The sequence below is a fragment of the Alistipes communis genome, assembly GCF_006542665.1.
Taxonomy (GTDB): domain Bacteria; phylum Bacteroidota; class Bacteroidia; order Bacteroidales; family Rikenellaceae; genus Alistipes; species Alistipes communis.
Genome location: NZ_AP019735.1, coordinates 3,151,093 through 3,166,175 on the forward strand (window position 1 = coordinate 3,151,093; position 15,083 = coordinate 3,166,175).

The following is a 15,083-nucleotide window of genomic DNA, read 5'->3' on the forward strand; positions in this document are numbered from 1 at the left end:
TTACTTTTTCAAATCGTCGATCCGTATATCGAACCGGTCGTAATCGGCCGTCCGCCAGGCATTCCGCGCCGTGATGCGCGACAGGGCGAACAACGGCGAAAAGGTCCGCACGCCAATCGTCCGTCCGTCGGGCCTGAACTCTAAAATCCGCAGCCAGCAGTCGCCGCCGTTGCCGAACCAGCCGCCGTCGCCGGCCTGCGAGTTGAACATCATCTGGGGAATCCGGCGCCCGTCGGCCGCCCGGTCCACGCGATAGGCCGAAGTCGTCCGGTAATCGATCCCGGCAACTCCGTCGGCACCGCTCTCCATGTCGATCTTCGGAGGAGTCCCCGTATGGCCGCAGAGCACCAGACAAATGTTCTTCGAAGGATAGACCAGTTTCTCCCAAACGGCCTGCGGCCAGTTTCGGGGCGTAAGTTTGTAGCCCTCGCCTTTTTTGCGACTGCCGTCCGTATCGAGAAACGAATGGGTCAGGACGATTACCCGGTGGTTGCGGTATTTTTCCGACTCGATCAGACCGCGCGCCCAGTCGAGCGCCTCGTCGCGGGGCGCGAATTCGAAAGCGATCACCAGCAGATCGCCCCACGCCGCATCATGGAATTCATAGGCGGCATTCTCCAGCGTATGAACATTTTCGTGATTGAGGCCGACAGCGGCCAGATGCGCGACGATCTCGGTATTGCGTTCGGGATAGATGTACTGCGGCATCATCGAAAGGCGATTTTCCGCCGCAACGTAGCCCACGTCGTGATTCCCTTGACAAACGATATAGGGAATCCGGCCGTCCAGCCGTTCCAAGGCCCGTGAAACGGCACTCCATTGCTGCCGCGACGTCTGGTCGCCGTTGTGGAAGTGCGCGGGATCGCCGCCCGTAAGCTGATCGTTCTGTTCCACCATGTCACCGGTGAACAGCGCGGCCCGAATTCGCAGACGATCGATATTTTGAGCGACCCACGCCGTCATCAGTTCGAACAGCGGCTGGTTGGCGGCGAATTTGATCTGGCTCTGCGGGTCGGGTATCAGAATCATGGAGAACGACCCCTCCTCTTCGAGCGTCGGCCGTACGGGAATCTGCGGCTCGCTGTGCCGCACTTGCGCAAAAAGGGTCAGCACCGCCCATCCTGCGATCAGCGACATCATCAATTTTTTCATTCGATGCGGATATTTCGGTTATCGTTTTGCCGGAAGCCGATGATTTTTCGGATAACTGAACGTATTGTCCAACAGCCACCGGCCTTTGTAAATCTTGAAATATTCGGGGCCCGTGTATACGGGAGCTCCGTCAATGGCGACCAGTGCATTGGACCACCACTGTTCGGTCGGCCGCAGCACGATGGTCGGATAGCCGGAAGGGCCCGACGAGGCGCTCTTCAGGTGTCGAAGCTCATCGGCTACGGCGACCTCGTCGAAGCGTTTGCGTTTCGGATCGAACTTATAGAGCCGTTCGGAAGTCGTCAGCCACAATTTACGCTCGCCGTAAGCCGGGAACAGATCGTGCGGATCCGCGCCGCCGTCGGGCAGCGGAAGCGATTCGCGAAGCGTCAGGGCGGGAACTCCCTCCTTCAGTCCGTAGGCATAGGCATTGAGCGTCGTGTAGGCCGTTGCCCACAACACCTTGTTCTTCCGGTCCCAGACGACGTTATGGCCCGACTTGAGCGGATAGACTGCGACGGCCTCGGTTGCCGGGAAACGGTCGTAGTCCACCCGGTAGATCTTGAGTTTGTCGCCCGCCGGCGTGTTGCTGGTGCTGCATGCCACAGCGACGTTGCCGTCGGGCAATACTTCGGCCGAATGCGGAAATCCGCCGCCGCTGGCGGCATACCAGATCATCCGGTGGTCAGCGATGCGGATCAGTCCGATACCGCCGTTCGAGACGACGAGAATACACAACCCGCCGTAGACGGGCTTGATCTCCGTCGGGCAGTTGAACCAGTTCCGGTGTTCGGCAGGGAGTCCGGATTTCGAAACATCCCACGTCCATACGATCCGCTGCGTCGCAGCATCGGCGATCGCCACATAATGCCGGGCCTGCTCGGCCAGAACGATGTACCGCGTCTTTTTATCGGGTGCCGGCCGCCCGACTGCGGTTCCGACCGCAAACAGCAGGCTGACTGCAATTATAAAAATCGATTTATTCATTTTTTCAGTTTGGCTATTAATGATTCATGTCACTGCGGAACGGTATCGGTTCCGTTGAAAAAATAAGGGGCATAACGGTATCCTTCCTGATCGTACAACTCCTTCAGGCGAAACAGCCGACGGGAAAAATCGGGAAAATCACGTCGATCGCAACTCCACGCCACTTCGGCAAGCGCAGCCAAACGGGGCAACAGCATATGCTCGACCTGTCGGAAATCGACCATATATTCCCGCCATATATTTCCCTGCACGCCCAGTATGCACTGTCGCTGACCGCCGTCGAGACCTTCGTAAGGCGAAAATTCGTATGCCCGGCGTACGGTTACGTGCGGAACGTCGTCGGGTCGTCCCGTGGCGACCGTTTCCCGTTCGACCCGTGCCGGATCATGCGTCTGATAGTAATCGAAATAGAAGTAATCGCAGGGAACCATGACGACCCGATTGCCGTGTCGCGCCGCCTCGATGCCGCCACGGGTCCCGCGCCACGACATGACGGTAGCGTCCTGCGATACGCCGCCTTCGAGAATCTCGTCCCAGCCGATCAGACGGCGGCCGCGGTCACGGAGCCATTCCTCGATCCGGCGGACCAGATAACTTTGCAGTTCGGCCTCGTTCCGCAGCCCCTCCCGACGGATACGTTCCTGACAGAACGGACACGATTTCCAGCGTTTGCGCGGCGATTCATCCCCGCCGATGTGAATATATTCCGACGGAAAGAGTTCGAGAACTTCGGTCAGCACATCCTTCAGGAATCCGAGCGTCGACTCTTTGCCGATGCACAGAACGTCCTCGCTCACGCCCCACGTCCGCATCACTTCATAAGGACCTCCGGTGCACCCGAGCCAGGGATAAGCCGCCAATGCCGCCACGGCATGACCGGGCATCTCGATTTCGGGAATCACCATAATACCCCGTTCGGCCGCATAGGCCACGACTTCGCGGATCTCGTCCTGCGTATAGTAGCCGCCGTACGGTTCGTCCGTATACTCGGAAGAGGTCCGATGGTCGCCGACAACCGTCCCGCGGCGTACGGAACCGGTTTGGGTCAGAGCCGGGTAACGGCGAATCTCGATCCGCCAACCCTGATCGTCGGTCAAATGCCAATGAAAGACATTGAGTTTGTGCAAGGCAAGGATGTCGATAAACCGCTTGACCTCGCCAATGGGTGAAAAATGGCGGCAGACGTCGAGCATGGCTCCGCGATAGGCGAAAAACGGTTTGTCGTGAATCCGTACAACGGGAATCGTTCCTCGGTTTTCGAACGCCAGTTGCCGCAAACTTTGCAGTCCGTACAGGACAGCGCTTACGGAACCGCCCCGCAGTTCGATACCCCGACGGGTAACATCAAGCACGTATTCCTCCCTGGCCAGCGAAGAATCGCCCGCAAGCGACAACGCAGGGGCCGCAGCATGGGATTCGAGAGCGAGTTTTCCTCCGAGAATCGGAGCTGCCATTTCCGAAAAAAGCCGGGCGGCCCCGAGCAAAGAGTCGGGGGCCGATACAACGGCTCCGGCTTTCAGCCGAAATACGCCGACACCCCGTTCGACGGAGAGCGGACATGGAACAATGTCGAATGTTCCCGGCCGACCGACGACCGGATACAGACAACAAATGCCAATAAGTGTAATAAATCTTTTTATCAGAGTCATTCGTTCGATATTTGATTATTCCTCGGAAAGTTTAGTCACCCGCACATAGTCCACTTCCATTTCGACCGGCAATTTGGCATCCTCGATTTCTCCGGCCCAACCGCCGAGTGCAAGATTGAGAATCAAATAATAACGAGTCTTAAACGGCCACTGCATTCTTTGCCGTTCATCCAGGAGATGCAGGTTCATATGGCGAAACGTTTCTACGTCGTCGATATAAAACACCAGAGCGTCGTCGGAAATCTCGACCGCATAGCGATGAAACGCCTTGATGTCGATCTTGGGAGTCCGCTGATCGCCGGACGGTCCCGCAGCAGTATGATGATGGATAAAGTGGCTGTGCACGGTCTGATAAACGAAATCATCGCAATTCAGATGTTCCATAATATCAATCTCCCCACAGGCGGGCCACCCCGGATATATCGGTTTTTCCGGCATCAGCCAAATGGCGGGCCAGGCTCCTGGCGCCAGTCGGCCGAACCGTGCTCCGACTTCGATCCGATGTCCCGGACCAAAAGCGATCTTCCCCAAACTCCATATACCGCCGCATCTGTAAATCCCGTTTTTCTTCCGTGCCCGCAGGATCAGTTTTCCCTTCTTGACACTGGCCTCCCTGACACTCTCTGACATATGTTTCTGCCAGGCAGGCGCACCGGCGGGAATAAAACTCCAGTATTCAGAATCAGGGATGCGCGACTTTTGATCGAAATCTTCCGAAAAGACAACGACTTCATCCCGTTCCGCAGACCTCTCTTTCAACGAAGTACAAGCCGGCGTTCCGGCCTGTACTTCCGTCGAAAGTAAAGAAAGCGAATATGCAAGCGCCCCGAAAAACAGTTGAGTTTTCATCCGCATCAGTTGCCGAGTCTGGTCACACGAACCCAATCGATCTCCATAAACGACGGGATATCTGCATCCTGAACCTCACTACGCCCGGCCGCACCTATCGAGAGTATCAGATAATACTGCCCTCGGAAAGGCCACTGCATCAACTCCGACTCGTTCGGAAAATGCTGATTCGCATAACGCATCGTCTCCTTGTCATTCGTGTAGAACACGATCTCTTCATCGGTCAAATCCGCCGAATATACATTGAACGTTCCCTTGTTGTAACCCGCATAAGCAGCTTTCCCGGACGGTGTTTCCTGATGAATATCAATATAATGGGAATGAAGCGTCTGCTGAACATAATCGTTCAGATAACTGTGTTCCATAATATCGATCTCTCCGCCATGAGGCCATCCCGGGTAGATCTGGTACGCAGGCTCCGGCATTAGCCAGATTGCCTGACCTATGCTGCCTGCATCTTCGACAAAACGAGCACAAACCTCGATCCGACAGTTGTTAAACCATTTCTTGCCCTGAGTCTTGATACCGCCCGAAACGACCTTGCCGTCTTTCTTCTCGATGGTAAGAATTAGCTTGCCATCCTTGACATAAGCCTGATCCGGACTGCCCGACATATAAATCTGCCAGGCTGCCGTACCATACGGAACATGTGACCAACTATCGTAATCCAACCCGTCTGCCTGATCGAAATCATCGTAGAAAATAATTTCATTCTCAGCTTCGGGCCATTTGGCGACATAAGCCGAAAGATATACGGTGTAATTCTCGGAACGCCCCTCTTTGGAGACAGCGAACTCCTGACTTTCGGGCCATTCGCCCACAAGCGACTTGGGATCGGGTGCGATAGTGGCCCCTTCGGCCAGCCGGTAATCCACTCCGCTTATCTGTCCGCCGTACTGAATCTCCCCGATACGAGCCGTATGGTCGTCCGGATCGATGTCGGCATGATAATTCAACTCACCGATCGTCAGAACAAACGATTTCAGCAGTGCATCATCCGCCGGCTCTCCGGGACTGTCCGAAGAGCAAGCTGCCGTCAGAACAGACAATGCACCGAGCAATAAAGCATTTATTTTCATATTCATTCTAATTCTTAGGTTCATCAATCATCCCAATCGAAATACTCATAGGGAATCGCATACTCCCACCAATCATAGGTCACCGTTCCGGACGAGCATCCGAGGAATACGGAATATTTACTGCCGAACTTAATCTTGCTCGATCCTCCGTCCGACCCGTCGGCGGCATAGGAATTGAACGCCACTCCGTCGAGCAGCCATTCGTAACGCGTGTATCCGTCAACAGTTTCCGACATCCGCAATCCGATTTCATGAGGCGTGGAAGGGTCGAATGCAATATTTTTATGCACGGCTGTACTATTGGCGTTACGCACCGATATATCCGTTGTTTTCTTTCCGGCATTCAGATGCCAGCGGATTTCAAAATCGCCGTTGCAGAAATAAAGCGTCGACACTGCCGTCGCATCCCATTTCTTGATACGAATCTTGTAATTTCCCGTACAGAACTCATAGCGCAGCAATCGACCCGGCGAGAAAGTAACGTCGCCGTCGGCAAATGAAGCAGTTCCCTGATTCACCGACCATTTGGTCTGTTCCCCGCTGTTGAACTCGTAATGTTCCGGAACGGGATCGTTCGCCTGGCGGAGAACAATGCGCTTTTCGACCTGCGTTACGCCTTCCGCCTTGATTGTCCGGAGGATAATCGTCGCATTGCGGATCGAGGTGTTCGGATTTTCACCGATCGTAATAACCAGTTTATCCGAGCCTTCGAACGAGGTTTTCTCAAACGAGAACCACTCCTGCTGTTCGTCTTCACGTGAAACAGTCCATGAAGCATTGGAAACAACATCAAGACTATATGTTTTCGCCGTATAATCGGTTTTAATTAATGTTTCCGCCGGATCAAGTTGTACGCCGACTTGTGCTACGGTTACTACATGTACCGTTTCGCCGTGGCGGTCGCAAATCACAAGATCAGCATACCTCCGTTCGCCTTTATTTTCACCGGCAGAAAAGGCGATCTCACCATCGCCTGAACCAGCCAAATCCGACGAAACATTCAGCCACGAGGCATTCTCGCCAAGACGCACGCTCCAATCCTGATTCGAACGGATCTTAAAACTACCCGAACTGCCGGTCTGAAGCAATTCGACGTTATCTGCATCTTCCAGATCGAGATAAGCGATTCCTTTCTGTCGGACCTGAATCCATTTACCGATCCAATAATCGCTTCGGATAATCAGCGTATCGATCCGGTCGTCGAGGGCCGAATTGTCCGAATAGCGGACTTCGACATCGAAAATTTCACCGGATGTTCCTTCAGCGGGAGTAATCGTACACCAATCGTCGTGCAGTCCATAGACTCTCCACGGATCGGTCGATTTCACCTGCAATCGGATCGGACTGGGTGCGGTCGCTTCAAGGATGTAGGCATCCTCCGCCTTATAGCGCAAATCGACCCATTTCTGTGATTCGTCGTCCTGACATGCCACTGCGAACAGCATTGTCAGCAAGGCCGGAAGCGCCGCGAAGACGCTCCGACCGTAAGATTTTCGAAATAGGAGTTTCATGCCAGATACATTTTAGAGAGGCTTATACTCGAACGATTCGATCGTCATCGTACCGGTGCCGGACTCGATGCCGAAAAGATAATTGAATCCGGCTTGCGTGCTGCCTTCCTGCCATACATCGCCGACATTAGTACTGTTGTCGAGTACCAGCACGTCATTGATCCAGACCTTTCTCGAAAGAGTCTTGTTCTGCTGGGTGCCGCTTCTTTCGGTCGGTTCGATCCGCAAACGGAGCGACCGGAGCTCCGCGACATCCGTGGGATACGAGCCGTCGGTAAACTGCTTGGTGTCATTCCAAAGTCCGCCCCAACCGTTGTCAAAACCGAAGCAAACCTTTTGTCCGTTAACCGTAAGCTCACCTCCTGCCGACAGCTGATGATCGTTGTTGCCGAAACGCAGCATCAGATACACACTACCGGCCCAATTGTTGATCGAGAAATAACCCGATTCGAGATTTACTTCGGAGAATTTCCAGATAAACTCACCGTACTTGTACTCGCCTTTGCTCTTGACACGCGCATTGCCAGCGGTTGCGGTCAGCGTATTGCCGTCCAATTGCCCGCTTTCAGGGGTAACGGCCGTCTCCTGCGTAACGGTCATGGTCTGTGTCTCAATCGGCGAATTTTCAGCCGCCGCCTTCAGCACAATCGCGATTTCCTCATCCGCAAAAGCCCGGGCAAAAGGAAGTTTCACCGAGAACGACTCCTCGTCGATTTTTTCAACCACGGCATATGCATTCTCCGAAGATACGGTCCACTCGACATTGGCGTCTACATAGTAGGTTTTCGTGTCACCCGCATATCCGAAAAACAGCTCCGTTTCGGGGTTTTCCAATGGGCGGAACTCCATTCTCCATCCCTCTTGTACGACTTCGATAGTTTCGGTTTCGAGATCGGTTCTCACCGTCACCACCGCAGTACGACGCAAACCGTCGCTGACAGAAGCCGTTACAGTTACCGTTATGGGGTCGTCCGACGCAGTACCGGATGACTTGTCCAGCGTCAGCCATTTCTGGTCCGACTCGGCTGTCCAGTCGCGGTTGGAAACCACGGTAAAGGATGCAGAACCGCCATCTTTTGAAATTTCCTCCCGGGGTTGCAGCTCCGAAAGCGTCAGATTGCCCTGACCGGTCTGTCTGACCGTAATAACCGTCGGCTCGGCAATTCCGTCTGCCTCGATCGTAATAGCGGCCGTTCGGCTCTCATAAGTCGGATTGTCTTTCATTTTGATCGTAACCACCTCGACCAGCGAACTTACAGCACTCAACGAAGGCGAAACCGAACACCACGGACGCTCGGCGAAACCCTCGCCGCAATCAACCGTAATTCGCCATGGAGTATTGGAACTGACATTGAAAGTAATGTTCTCGGGCAATGTCGGATCAGCGACATACGTATTTTGGGCGTCCGTAGCGAGTTTCGGCAGGATTTCGCCCTGCGTATCCACCGTATTTTCCTGGCAGGCGACGAACCCTGCCGCAGCTGCGATAACGGTCATTAACCGGAATGACTGCATGAATTTTCGAATTTTCATAATCGTAATAGGTTGTTTGATTTTTTTCGTACTGTTTTGCTTGGGGTCCGTTACCAGCCCGTATTTTGCGGAGCGAGATTCGGATTTTTGTAGAGTTCCGACTGGGGGATCGGATAGAGATACATCCGGTCGGCCCATGTCCGCTGTTCGCAGACTTTCCGACGGAACGTATACTCGCTCCCCGTGCGGGTAATCTCCACGCCGTGGATGCGGCGCTGGGTCGCGTCGCCGATCTTCCAACGGCGAACGTCCCAGAACCGGTGATCCTCGAAAGCGAACTCCACGCGCCACTCGTTGCGGAGCGCGGCAATGAAGTCGGTCTTGCCGGTGACGGTAATATCGGGCATTCCGACATTGGCACGCACCTGATTGATCGCCCACCGGGCCGAATACGGATAGGTTTCATCCGTGTAATCCGGGTCGCCAAACGCCTCGACCATCGACTCGGCATAGGTCAGCAGCGTCTCGGCATAACGGTAAACGATCCAATGGTGTTTGTTGGAAACCGGCGTGTTGGGATTGAGATCCGTGGATTCCTGAATATATTTGCGCAGAAAATACCCCGTGGGCGAACCACCCTCGGCAATCGACGCATAATCACTGCCGCCGACATAAGTTTCGATCATCGAGCCCTTGAACTGACTGCCGTTTGCGAGAATGGTCCGGGCGAAACGAAGATCCCGATTTGCATACGGAGTTTGAGCATTGAACTGCGGGTCGTCGCACTGCCAGCCGTTCACGCCCAAAGTCACCGGATAGCCGTTCTTCGTCTGGAAGGCATCGACCAATTCCTGCGTCGGGAAAGTCCCCGTGGCGGCAGTCGTTCGGCGGCCTTCGGTAAAGCGGATCGGGAAGTTGCGAAGTTCGAACGTGTTGTCATCGCTGTTCATACGCAGCAGGACGACCTCCGGCGAAGTGATGTTATTGCTTTTATCCGCCGGATCGAGTGAATAGAGACCCGTCTCGATCAGATCCAGCGCTGCCTTCGCCGAACGTTTCCAACGCTCGACATCCATCGAAGGATTGTGCAGCTCGCTCGCCGCATAGAGCAGTGCCTTGGATTTGAGTGCGAGTGCGAAGCCCCGGGTGATACGTCCCGTCTCGTTACCCGGCTCGCCGACATACGTATTGGGCAGGTTGCCGTCGGCGGCACATGCATCGCATTCGGCGACAATGAACCCGATCACTTCGTCGAACGACGTCTTGCCGATCGTATTGGCCTCCTCGATGGTCAGCATCCGGGTCGGCATGGCGATGTCGCCATAACGCCGGGCCAGTTCGAAGAAATAGAACGCCCGCAGCATCCGAGCCTCATAGGGGAAATAGCGGAGCTGCCGTTCCCAGTTCGGATAACTCGGTCCGTACTCGAAACGGGAAAAGTCCACATCGGCGATCGAAGCGATGAATTCGTTCGCCGCACGGATGCCGTTATAGAGCGACCAAGCGGTATCGTGCGTTTTGAGCGCCGACCAGTTGCCATTGTTGAAATCCTGCACTCCGCCTCCGGTATTGCCGAATTCGGCATCGTCCGAGGCGCAGTCGCGCATCGCCTCTTCGACCGCCCCGAAATCCTGAGGGATGTACGAATAGACGTTGGTGAGCATTTGCTTAGTATTGTCGAAATACTTATAGATATTGTCGTGCGTATTGAGTCCGTTCGTTTCGTCGAAGTCGAGGTAATTGCACGAAACGAAAACGGCAGCACTCAACAAGGTCGTTATGATTCGATATGTTTTCATCCTGTATACCGGTTAAAAATTGAACTTCACGCCTGCCCAGTACGACCGCACCGAAGGATACGCAGCCCCCAACTGTTCGGGATCAACGGTTTTCAGATTGTCCAGACTGAAGAGGTTCGTACCTTGCAGATAAATCTTCATATCCGCGAAGCGAAGAATCCGTTTGGGCAGCGTATAGGCAACGGTCAGGTTACGCAGTTTGATGAAGGAACCGTCCCGATACCAATACGAATTGTTCCGGTAGTTGTTCGCATTCGACAGGGTTGTCAGTCGCGGCATGGTCGCCTCCGAAGCGCGTTCGGCTGACCACGGGATCTCGTGATCGAGCAGCGTTTGCGAAATGTTGCCGTTGCCGATCAGCGGTTTGTAGAGCGGGCAGTTGAGCAGATTGACCGTGCGCCCCGTCATGCCCTGAAAATCGGCAGACAGTTCGATCCCTTTGTAACCGACATGGAACCCGAAGCCGAAATAGAAACGGGGAACACTCGATCCGTGCATCCGGACCATATCCAGATCGTCGATCCGGTTGTCGCCGTTCTGGTCGCGGTATTTGAAATCGCCGGGACGCACCGTCGAGAACGTCTGTACGGGACTTTCGTTGATCTCCATCTGGCTCTGGAAAATGCCGACGACCTCCAGTCCGTAACTTTGTCCCACCCGGTTGCCCCGGTGGTAGAGATAATCATAGGGCTGATACTCCTGACCGTCAGCGATCACCTCGCTGTCCAGATAGGAGGCGTTGGCGTAAACTCCGTAGGAGAAATCCTTGCGGCGGTCGTTCCAGGCAATCGAGGCGTCGAATCCCCGGTACTCATGCTCGCCGGCCGGTTGCAGCCCAACGCCGATGCCGATGATACCCGACACGGTGGCCCCGGAAGAGATCAGGATATGGCTGCGCCGCTCGAAAAATCCCTCGACGGAAGCCGTGAAACGATTACCGAACGAACGCAGATCGAGCCCCACGGTTACCCGGCGGGACTCCTCGGGGACAAGCCCTTCAGCCGCGAGATTCCCTTCAGCCAAACCGGAATAGGCCGCGACGTTGTTGGAAAAATAGTAACCGTGCGCATTCGTATTCCCGAACGACTGACGCCACAGTTCGTGCGACAGATTCCCGTCCCACCCCGAAATGCCGTAAGAAGCGGATAATTTGAGCAGATCGAGCTGCTTCGCGTTTCGCAGGAAGGGTTCTTCGGAAAGGACCCAGGCGGCGTTTACCGCTGGATAAAAGTGGAATGCATCGCCCTCGGGCAGATAGGCCGAACCCGAATAATTGCCGACGATATTCACCGTATAGCGATTGTCGAACGTGTAGCCGACTGTGGCGAGAGCCGATTGCCGACGAACCGAGTTATTCCGACCGTTGGCCGTGTAGGCCTGCTGGTCGTAAATCAAGGCCGCCTGCACATGATGTCGGCTCCAACAACGGTCATAACCGATTTTAGCCTGCAAATCGGACCGCATGTATAACGAGTAGAAACTCTGACTGTGGCCGACAACTTCCGAATCCTTGCCGTAAACGGCCGGATGGGTGATCAGCGTTCCGTCCGTAGAAACGGAGGCCTGCGCATCCTTATAACGATAAGTCTTCGTCGCCTGATCGAACATGGAGCCGACATTGTCGAAAGCCACCGACACCTCTGCCGAGAGGCCGGGAGTCAGCGCATCAAGATTCTGTCGTAACGACAAATCCCCCAAAAGCATTCCGATGGTCTGCCGGTAATTGCCGCTGTCCATCAACAAAGCTACCGGATTATTGGCCCCGTAAATACTCGTACCGCCGTAAAGGCCGTCGTCATCGTATCGTATGGGAAAAGCAGCCGAAGGCGTGTTATAAAGGATGTTGTAAATATCTCCGTAATTGGCACGGTTTGTCTCAGCGATCTTGCCCATCACGTTCAGCCGCATCCGCGTCGAACGGGTTATGTCCACATCGATGTTGGCCCGAATGTTCAAGCGAACATCCGTCGGATCGGTTTTGTACCGGGATTCGTTTTCATTGCTGCGAAAAAAGCCCCGGTCGTGCATATAATCCACGGCCGTATAATAACGAAACTTGCGCGACCCTCCATCGAATGTAAGATTGAGGCGATGATTCGACGCTGTGGTGTTGTAGACTTCATTCCACCAATCAACATTCGGATAATACGACGGATATTTTCCGCTGCGGAACGCATTCAGTTCGTGGGCATTGTAACGAAGCGAAAGGCCGTCATTCGTAAGCGCCTCGTTGAGCGAACGGGCATAGGTAAAGGCATCGGCAAATTCCGGTGCGCGAAATTGCGTGCTGACGCCGTACTGATAGCCGACACCCACTTTCAGCTTGCCGGGCGTTCCCCGCCGCGTGGAGACCATCACGACCCCGTTCGCACCGCGCACACCGTAGAGTGCAACCGCTGCGGCGTCCTTCAGCACGACGACCGATTCGATCTCCTGTACCGTAAGATTCTTAAGATCCCGCGGGAAACCATCGACAAGTACCAGCGGAGCCTGTCCGTGAATCGACAGCGAAGCGATGTTATCGGCCGTCGTGCCGACTCCCTGATAAACATTCAGTCCGGCGATTCGTCCGTAAAGGGCTTTGGCCGCATCAATCTGCGGCGCATTGTCCAGCACTTCGCGGCCCACTCCCGCCTGTGTCCAGGCGCTCCGATCCCGGTCGACACCGATCCCGTAGCCGAGACTTATGGTATCGGGAGCACCTGCGACCGGAAAACCTTCGTTCTGCCGGGCGGAGGCAGATAACAGACACCCCGCAAACAGCAATATTATAATGGTATTTTTCATATTCTGTAATTATTTAGAGACCCCACATGCTACCAGCCCGGATTCTGGGTCATGCCATATCCCTTGTTTATCTCCGTAAGAGGGACAGGTGCCAGATACCATTTGGTATCCCAGGTGTTTCTCCATGTCCGGTCATCCAACACAAAGGGTTTGAAAGAGAAAGCCGTAGGGTTTTGAGAATTGTTTCCGGTCGATGTCAGCCCATAGAGCTGTTTACGGAAATCCGCTTCGCGGCCCCAGCGGATGAGATCGAACCAGCGAACCTCCTCGAACCCGAATTCGAGCGCCCGTTCGCGCAGCACGGCCTCCCGGAACTCGTCCTTCCCCATTTTCTCATGGAGCGCAGACAATCCGACACGTTCTCGAACTTCATTGACACAATCATAGGCCATCGTATTGGGCATGCCGACATACTCGTTGATCGCTTCGGCATAGCTCAACAATACTTCCGACAGACGCAAATAAGGCCAATGTGCCGGTTGACCGTTGCGGTCATTGAAATCTCTCAAAATGAATTTCATCTGAAAGAATCCGCTGCTGGGGCTGACATAATTCAAATGGTTGGTATACAAAGGAGCCAATGTCCCGTCGTAATAGGTGTCACCCGGCACGACGCAGGTTTCATAAAGACGCGGGTCTCTCGTAGGTGTGCCGTCCAATGCGAAAAACGGTTGTTTCGAAGGACGCTCCCAGTCGAAATCTTCCGGGAACTCCGCGCCGTCGGCCCAAGGGAACATATTGACGTAATTGAGCGTCGGGCCGGAGCGTACGCGCTCTTTATAAAAATCCGCATGAATCGAATTGTCATATCCCCGACGGGTCGAAATAAGAATTTCCGGACTGCTGCGTTCGAAATATCCGGATCGGTATGCTTGTCGACGATCTTCAGGCTTCTCCGTTACGGGTCGGACCAATTCATATTGCCTGTTTTTATCCAACTCGTCGAAAAAAGCCTTGCCCGCTTCAACCGCCTTGCCCCAACGTTCCCGATCGTAATTCCCGTAACAGGAATATGCATCGGCTTTGGCATGGTACGGCGTCGCCGAATTGAAAGTCGGGGACGCGGCGAACAACAATACCCTTAACTTGAGAGCCATAGCCCCGGCCTTCGTCATACGGCCTGCATCCGTATCAGATGCTTTCCACTCCAAAGCTGGAGCCGCCTCATCGAGCAGCTGCACGATATAATCAACCGTTTCTGCGAAAGTATTGCGCGGATAATGCATCTCTTCATTGGCCGCAACCGAATGTTTTAACAATGGCACGCCGCCCATATAACGCAACATTTCGGCATAAGCAAGCGCAATGATCATCTTCGCCTCGGCCACGCGTTCCCTGCGGGCCGAGGAGGTAATATCCGGAATCCGGTCCGCATTCTCGATATAGATCCATGCATAACGGATCGCGTTGTATTCCGGTTCCGAACCGAAGCGATAGGCTTCGCGTCCTTGAAGATCGCTCGTGCCGATATTGGAACTCAACGCACCGTTATAATAAAGGTTGACCGGACCATCACTCATATTGTTGCGAAAACTGTAATGAAGATCCGTAATAGCTTCAAGAATATTCACCCCTAATTTGTCATAAGGACGATCTCCTGTCGGCAAACCATAAGGCAAATAAGTATACGCTTTGGTCAGGACTCGGTCTGCATTGACCGCCGAACTGAACATTTCGTCGAGTGTAGCTCCCGAACTTTCGGGATGGTCGCCGAGAAAATCATCTCCGAAACGGATATCCGAACACGACGCTAACAACAGGCAGACTATCGCTGCCCATATGTGGATTTGTTTCATA

At 54.2% G+C, this 15,083-nt stretch carries 10 protein-coding genes; all 10 read right to left on the bottom strand.

Annotation, left to right across the window (positions count from 1 at the left end; genetic code table 11):
- The 10 genes from FMF02_RS12895 to FMF02_RS12940 are packed head-to-tail and all read right to left on the bottom strand — an operon-like array spanning position 1 to position 15,082.
- Entirely contained in the window at positions 1-1,152 is a 1,152-nt protein-coding gene (locus FMF02_RS12895; protein WP_141413426.1) for a metallophosphoesterase, read from the bottom strand.
- An 18-nt stretch (positions 1,153-1,170) separates the two neighbouring features.
- Positions 1,171-2,139 carry a DUF6528 family protein gene (locus FMF02_RS12900; RefSeq protein WP_141413427.1) on the bottom strand — a complete coding sequence of 323 codons (969 nt, stop codon included), beginning with the start codon at positions 2,137-2,139 and terminating at the stop codon, positions 1,171-1,173.
- A 29-nt stretch (positions 2,140-2,168) separates the two neighbouring features.
- The gene (locus FMF02_RS12905) at positions 2,169-3,788 is read right to left on the bottom strand and encodes a beta-N-acetylhexosaminidase (RefSeq protein WP_244611584.1); all 1,620 of its coding nucleotides are present in this window, start codon (positions 3,786-3,788) and stop codon (positions 2,169-2,171) included.
- 15 nt (positions 3,789-3,803) lie between these two features.
- A complete protein-coding gene (locus FMF02_RS12910) occupies positions 3,804-4,637 on the bottom strand; it encodes a glycoside hydrolase family 16 protein (protein ID WP_162502314.1) in 834 nt (277 codons plus the stop codon).
- Positions 4,638-4,642: 5 nt separating this feature from the next.
- Positions 4,643-5,722 carry a DUF4971 domain-containing protein gene (locus tag FMF02_RS12915; RefSeq protein WP_162502315.1) on the bottom strand — a complete coding sequence of 360 codons (1,080 nt, stop codon included), beginning with the start codon at positions 5,720-5,722 and terminating at the stop codon, positions 4,643-4,645.
- A 17-nt stretch (positions 5,723-5,739) separates the two neighbouring features.
- Positions 5,740-7,227, bottom strand: coding sequence for a BACON domain-containing protein (locus FMF02_RS12920; protein WP_141413430.1), 1,488 nt, complete (start codon positions 7,225-7,227; stop codon positions 5,740-5,742).
- Between the two features lie 12 nt (positions 7,228-7,239).
- The gene (locus tag FMF02_RS12925; protein WP_162502316.1) at positions 7,240-8,760 is read right to left on the bottom strand and encodes a BACON domain-containing protein; all 1,521 of its coding nucleotides are present in this window, start codon (positions 8,758-8,760) and stop codon (positions 7,240-7,242) included.
- Positions 8,761-8,810: 50 nt separating this feature from the next.
- Positions 8,811-10,499: a RagB/SusD family nutrient uptake outer membrane protein gene (locus tag FMF02_RS12930; RefSeq protein WP_141413432.1), complete on the bottom strand. Its 1,689-nt coding sequence runs from the start codon at positions 10,497-10,499 to the stop codon at positions 8,811-8,813.
- A 12-nt stretch (positions 10,500-10,511) separates the two neighbouring features.
- Entirely contained in the window at positions 10,512-13,286 is a 2,775-nt protein-coding gene (locus FMF02_RS12935) for a SusC/RagA family TonB-linked outer membrane protein (RefSeq protein ID WP_162852322.1), read from the bottom strand.
- A 29-nt stretch (positions 13,287-13,315) separates the two neighbouring features.
- Entirely contained in the window at positions 13,316-15,082 is a 1,767-nt protein-coding gene (locus tag FMF02_RS12940) for a RagB/SusD family nutrient uptake outer membrane protein (protein WP_141413433.1), read from the bottom strand.
- Between the last annotated feature and the right edge of the window lies 1 nt (position 15,083).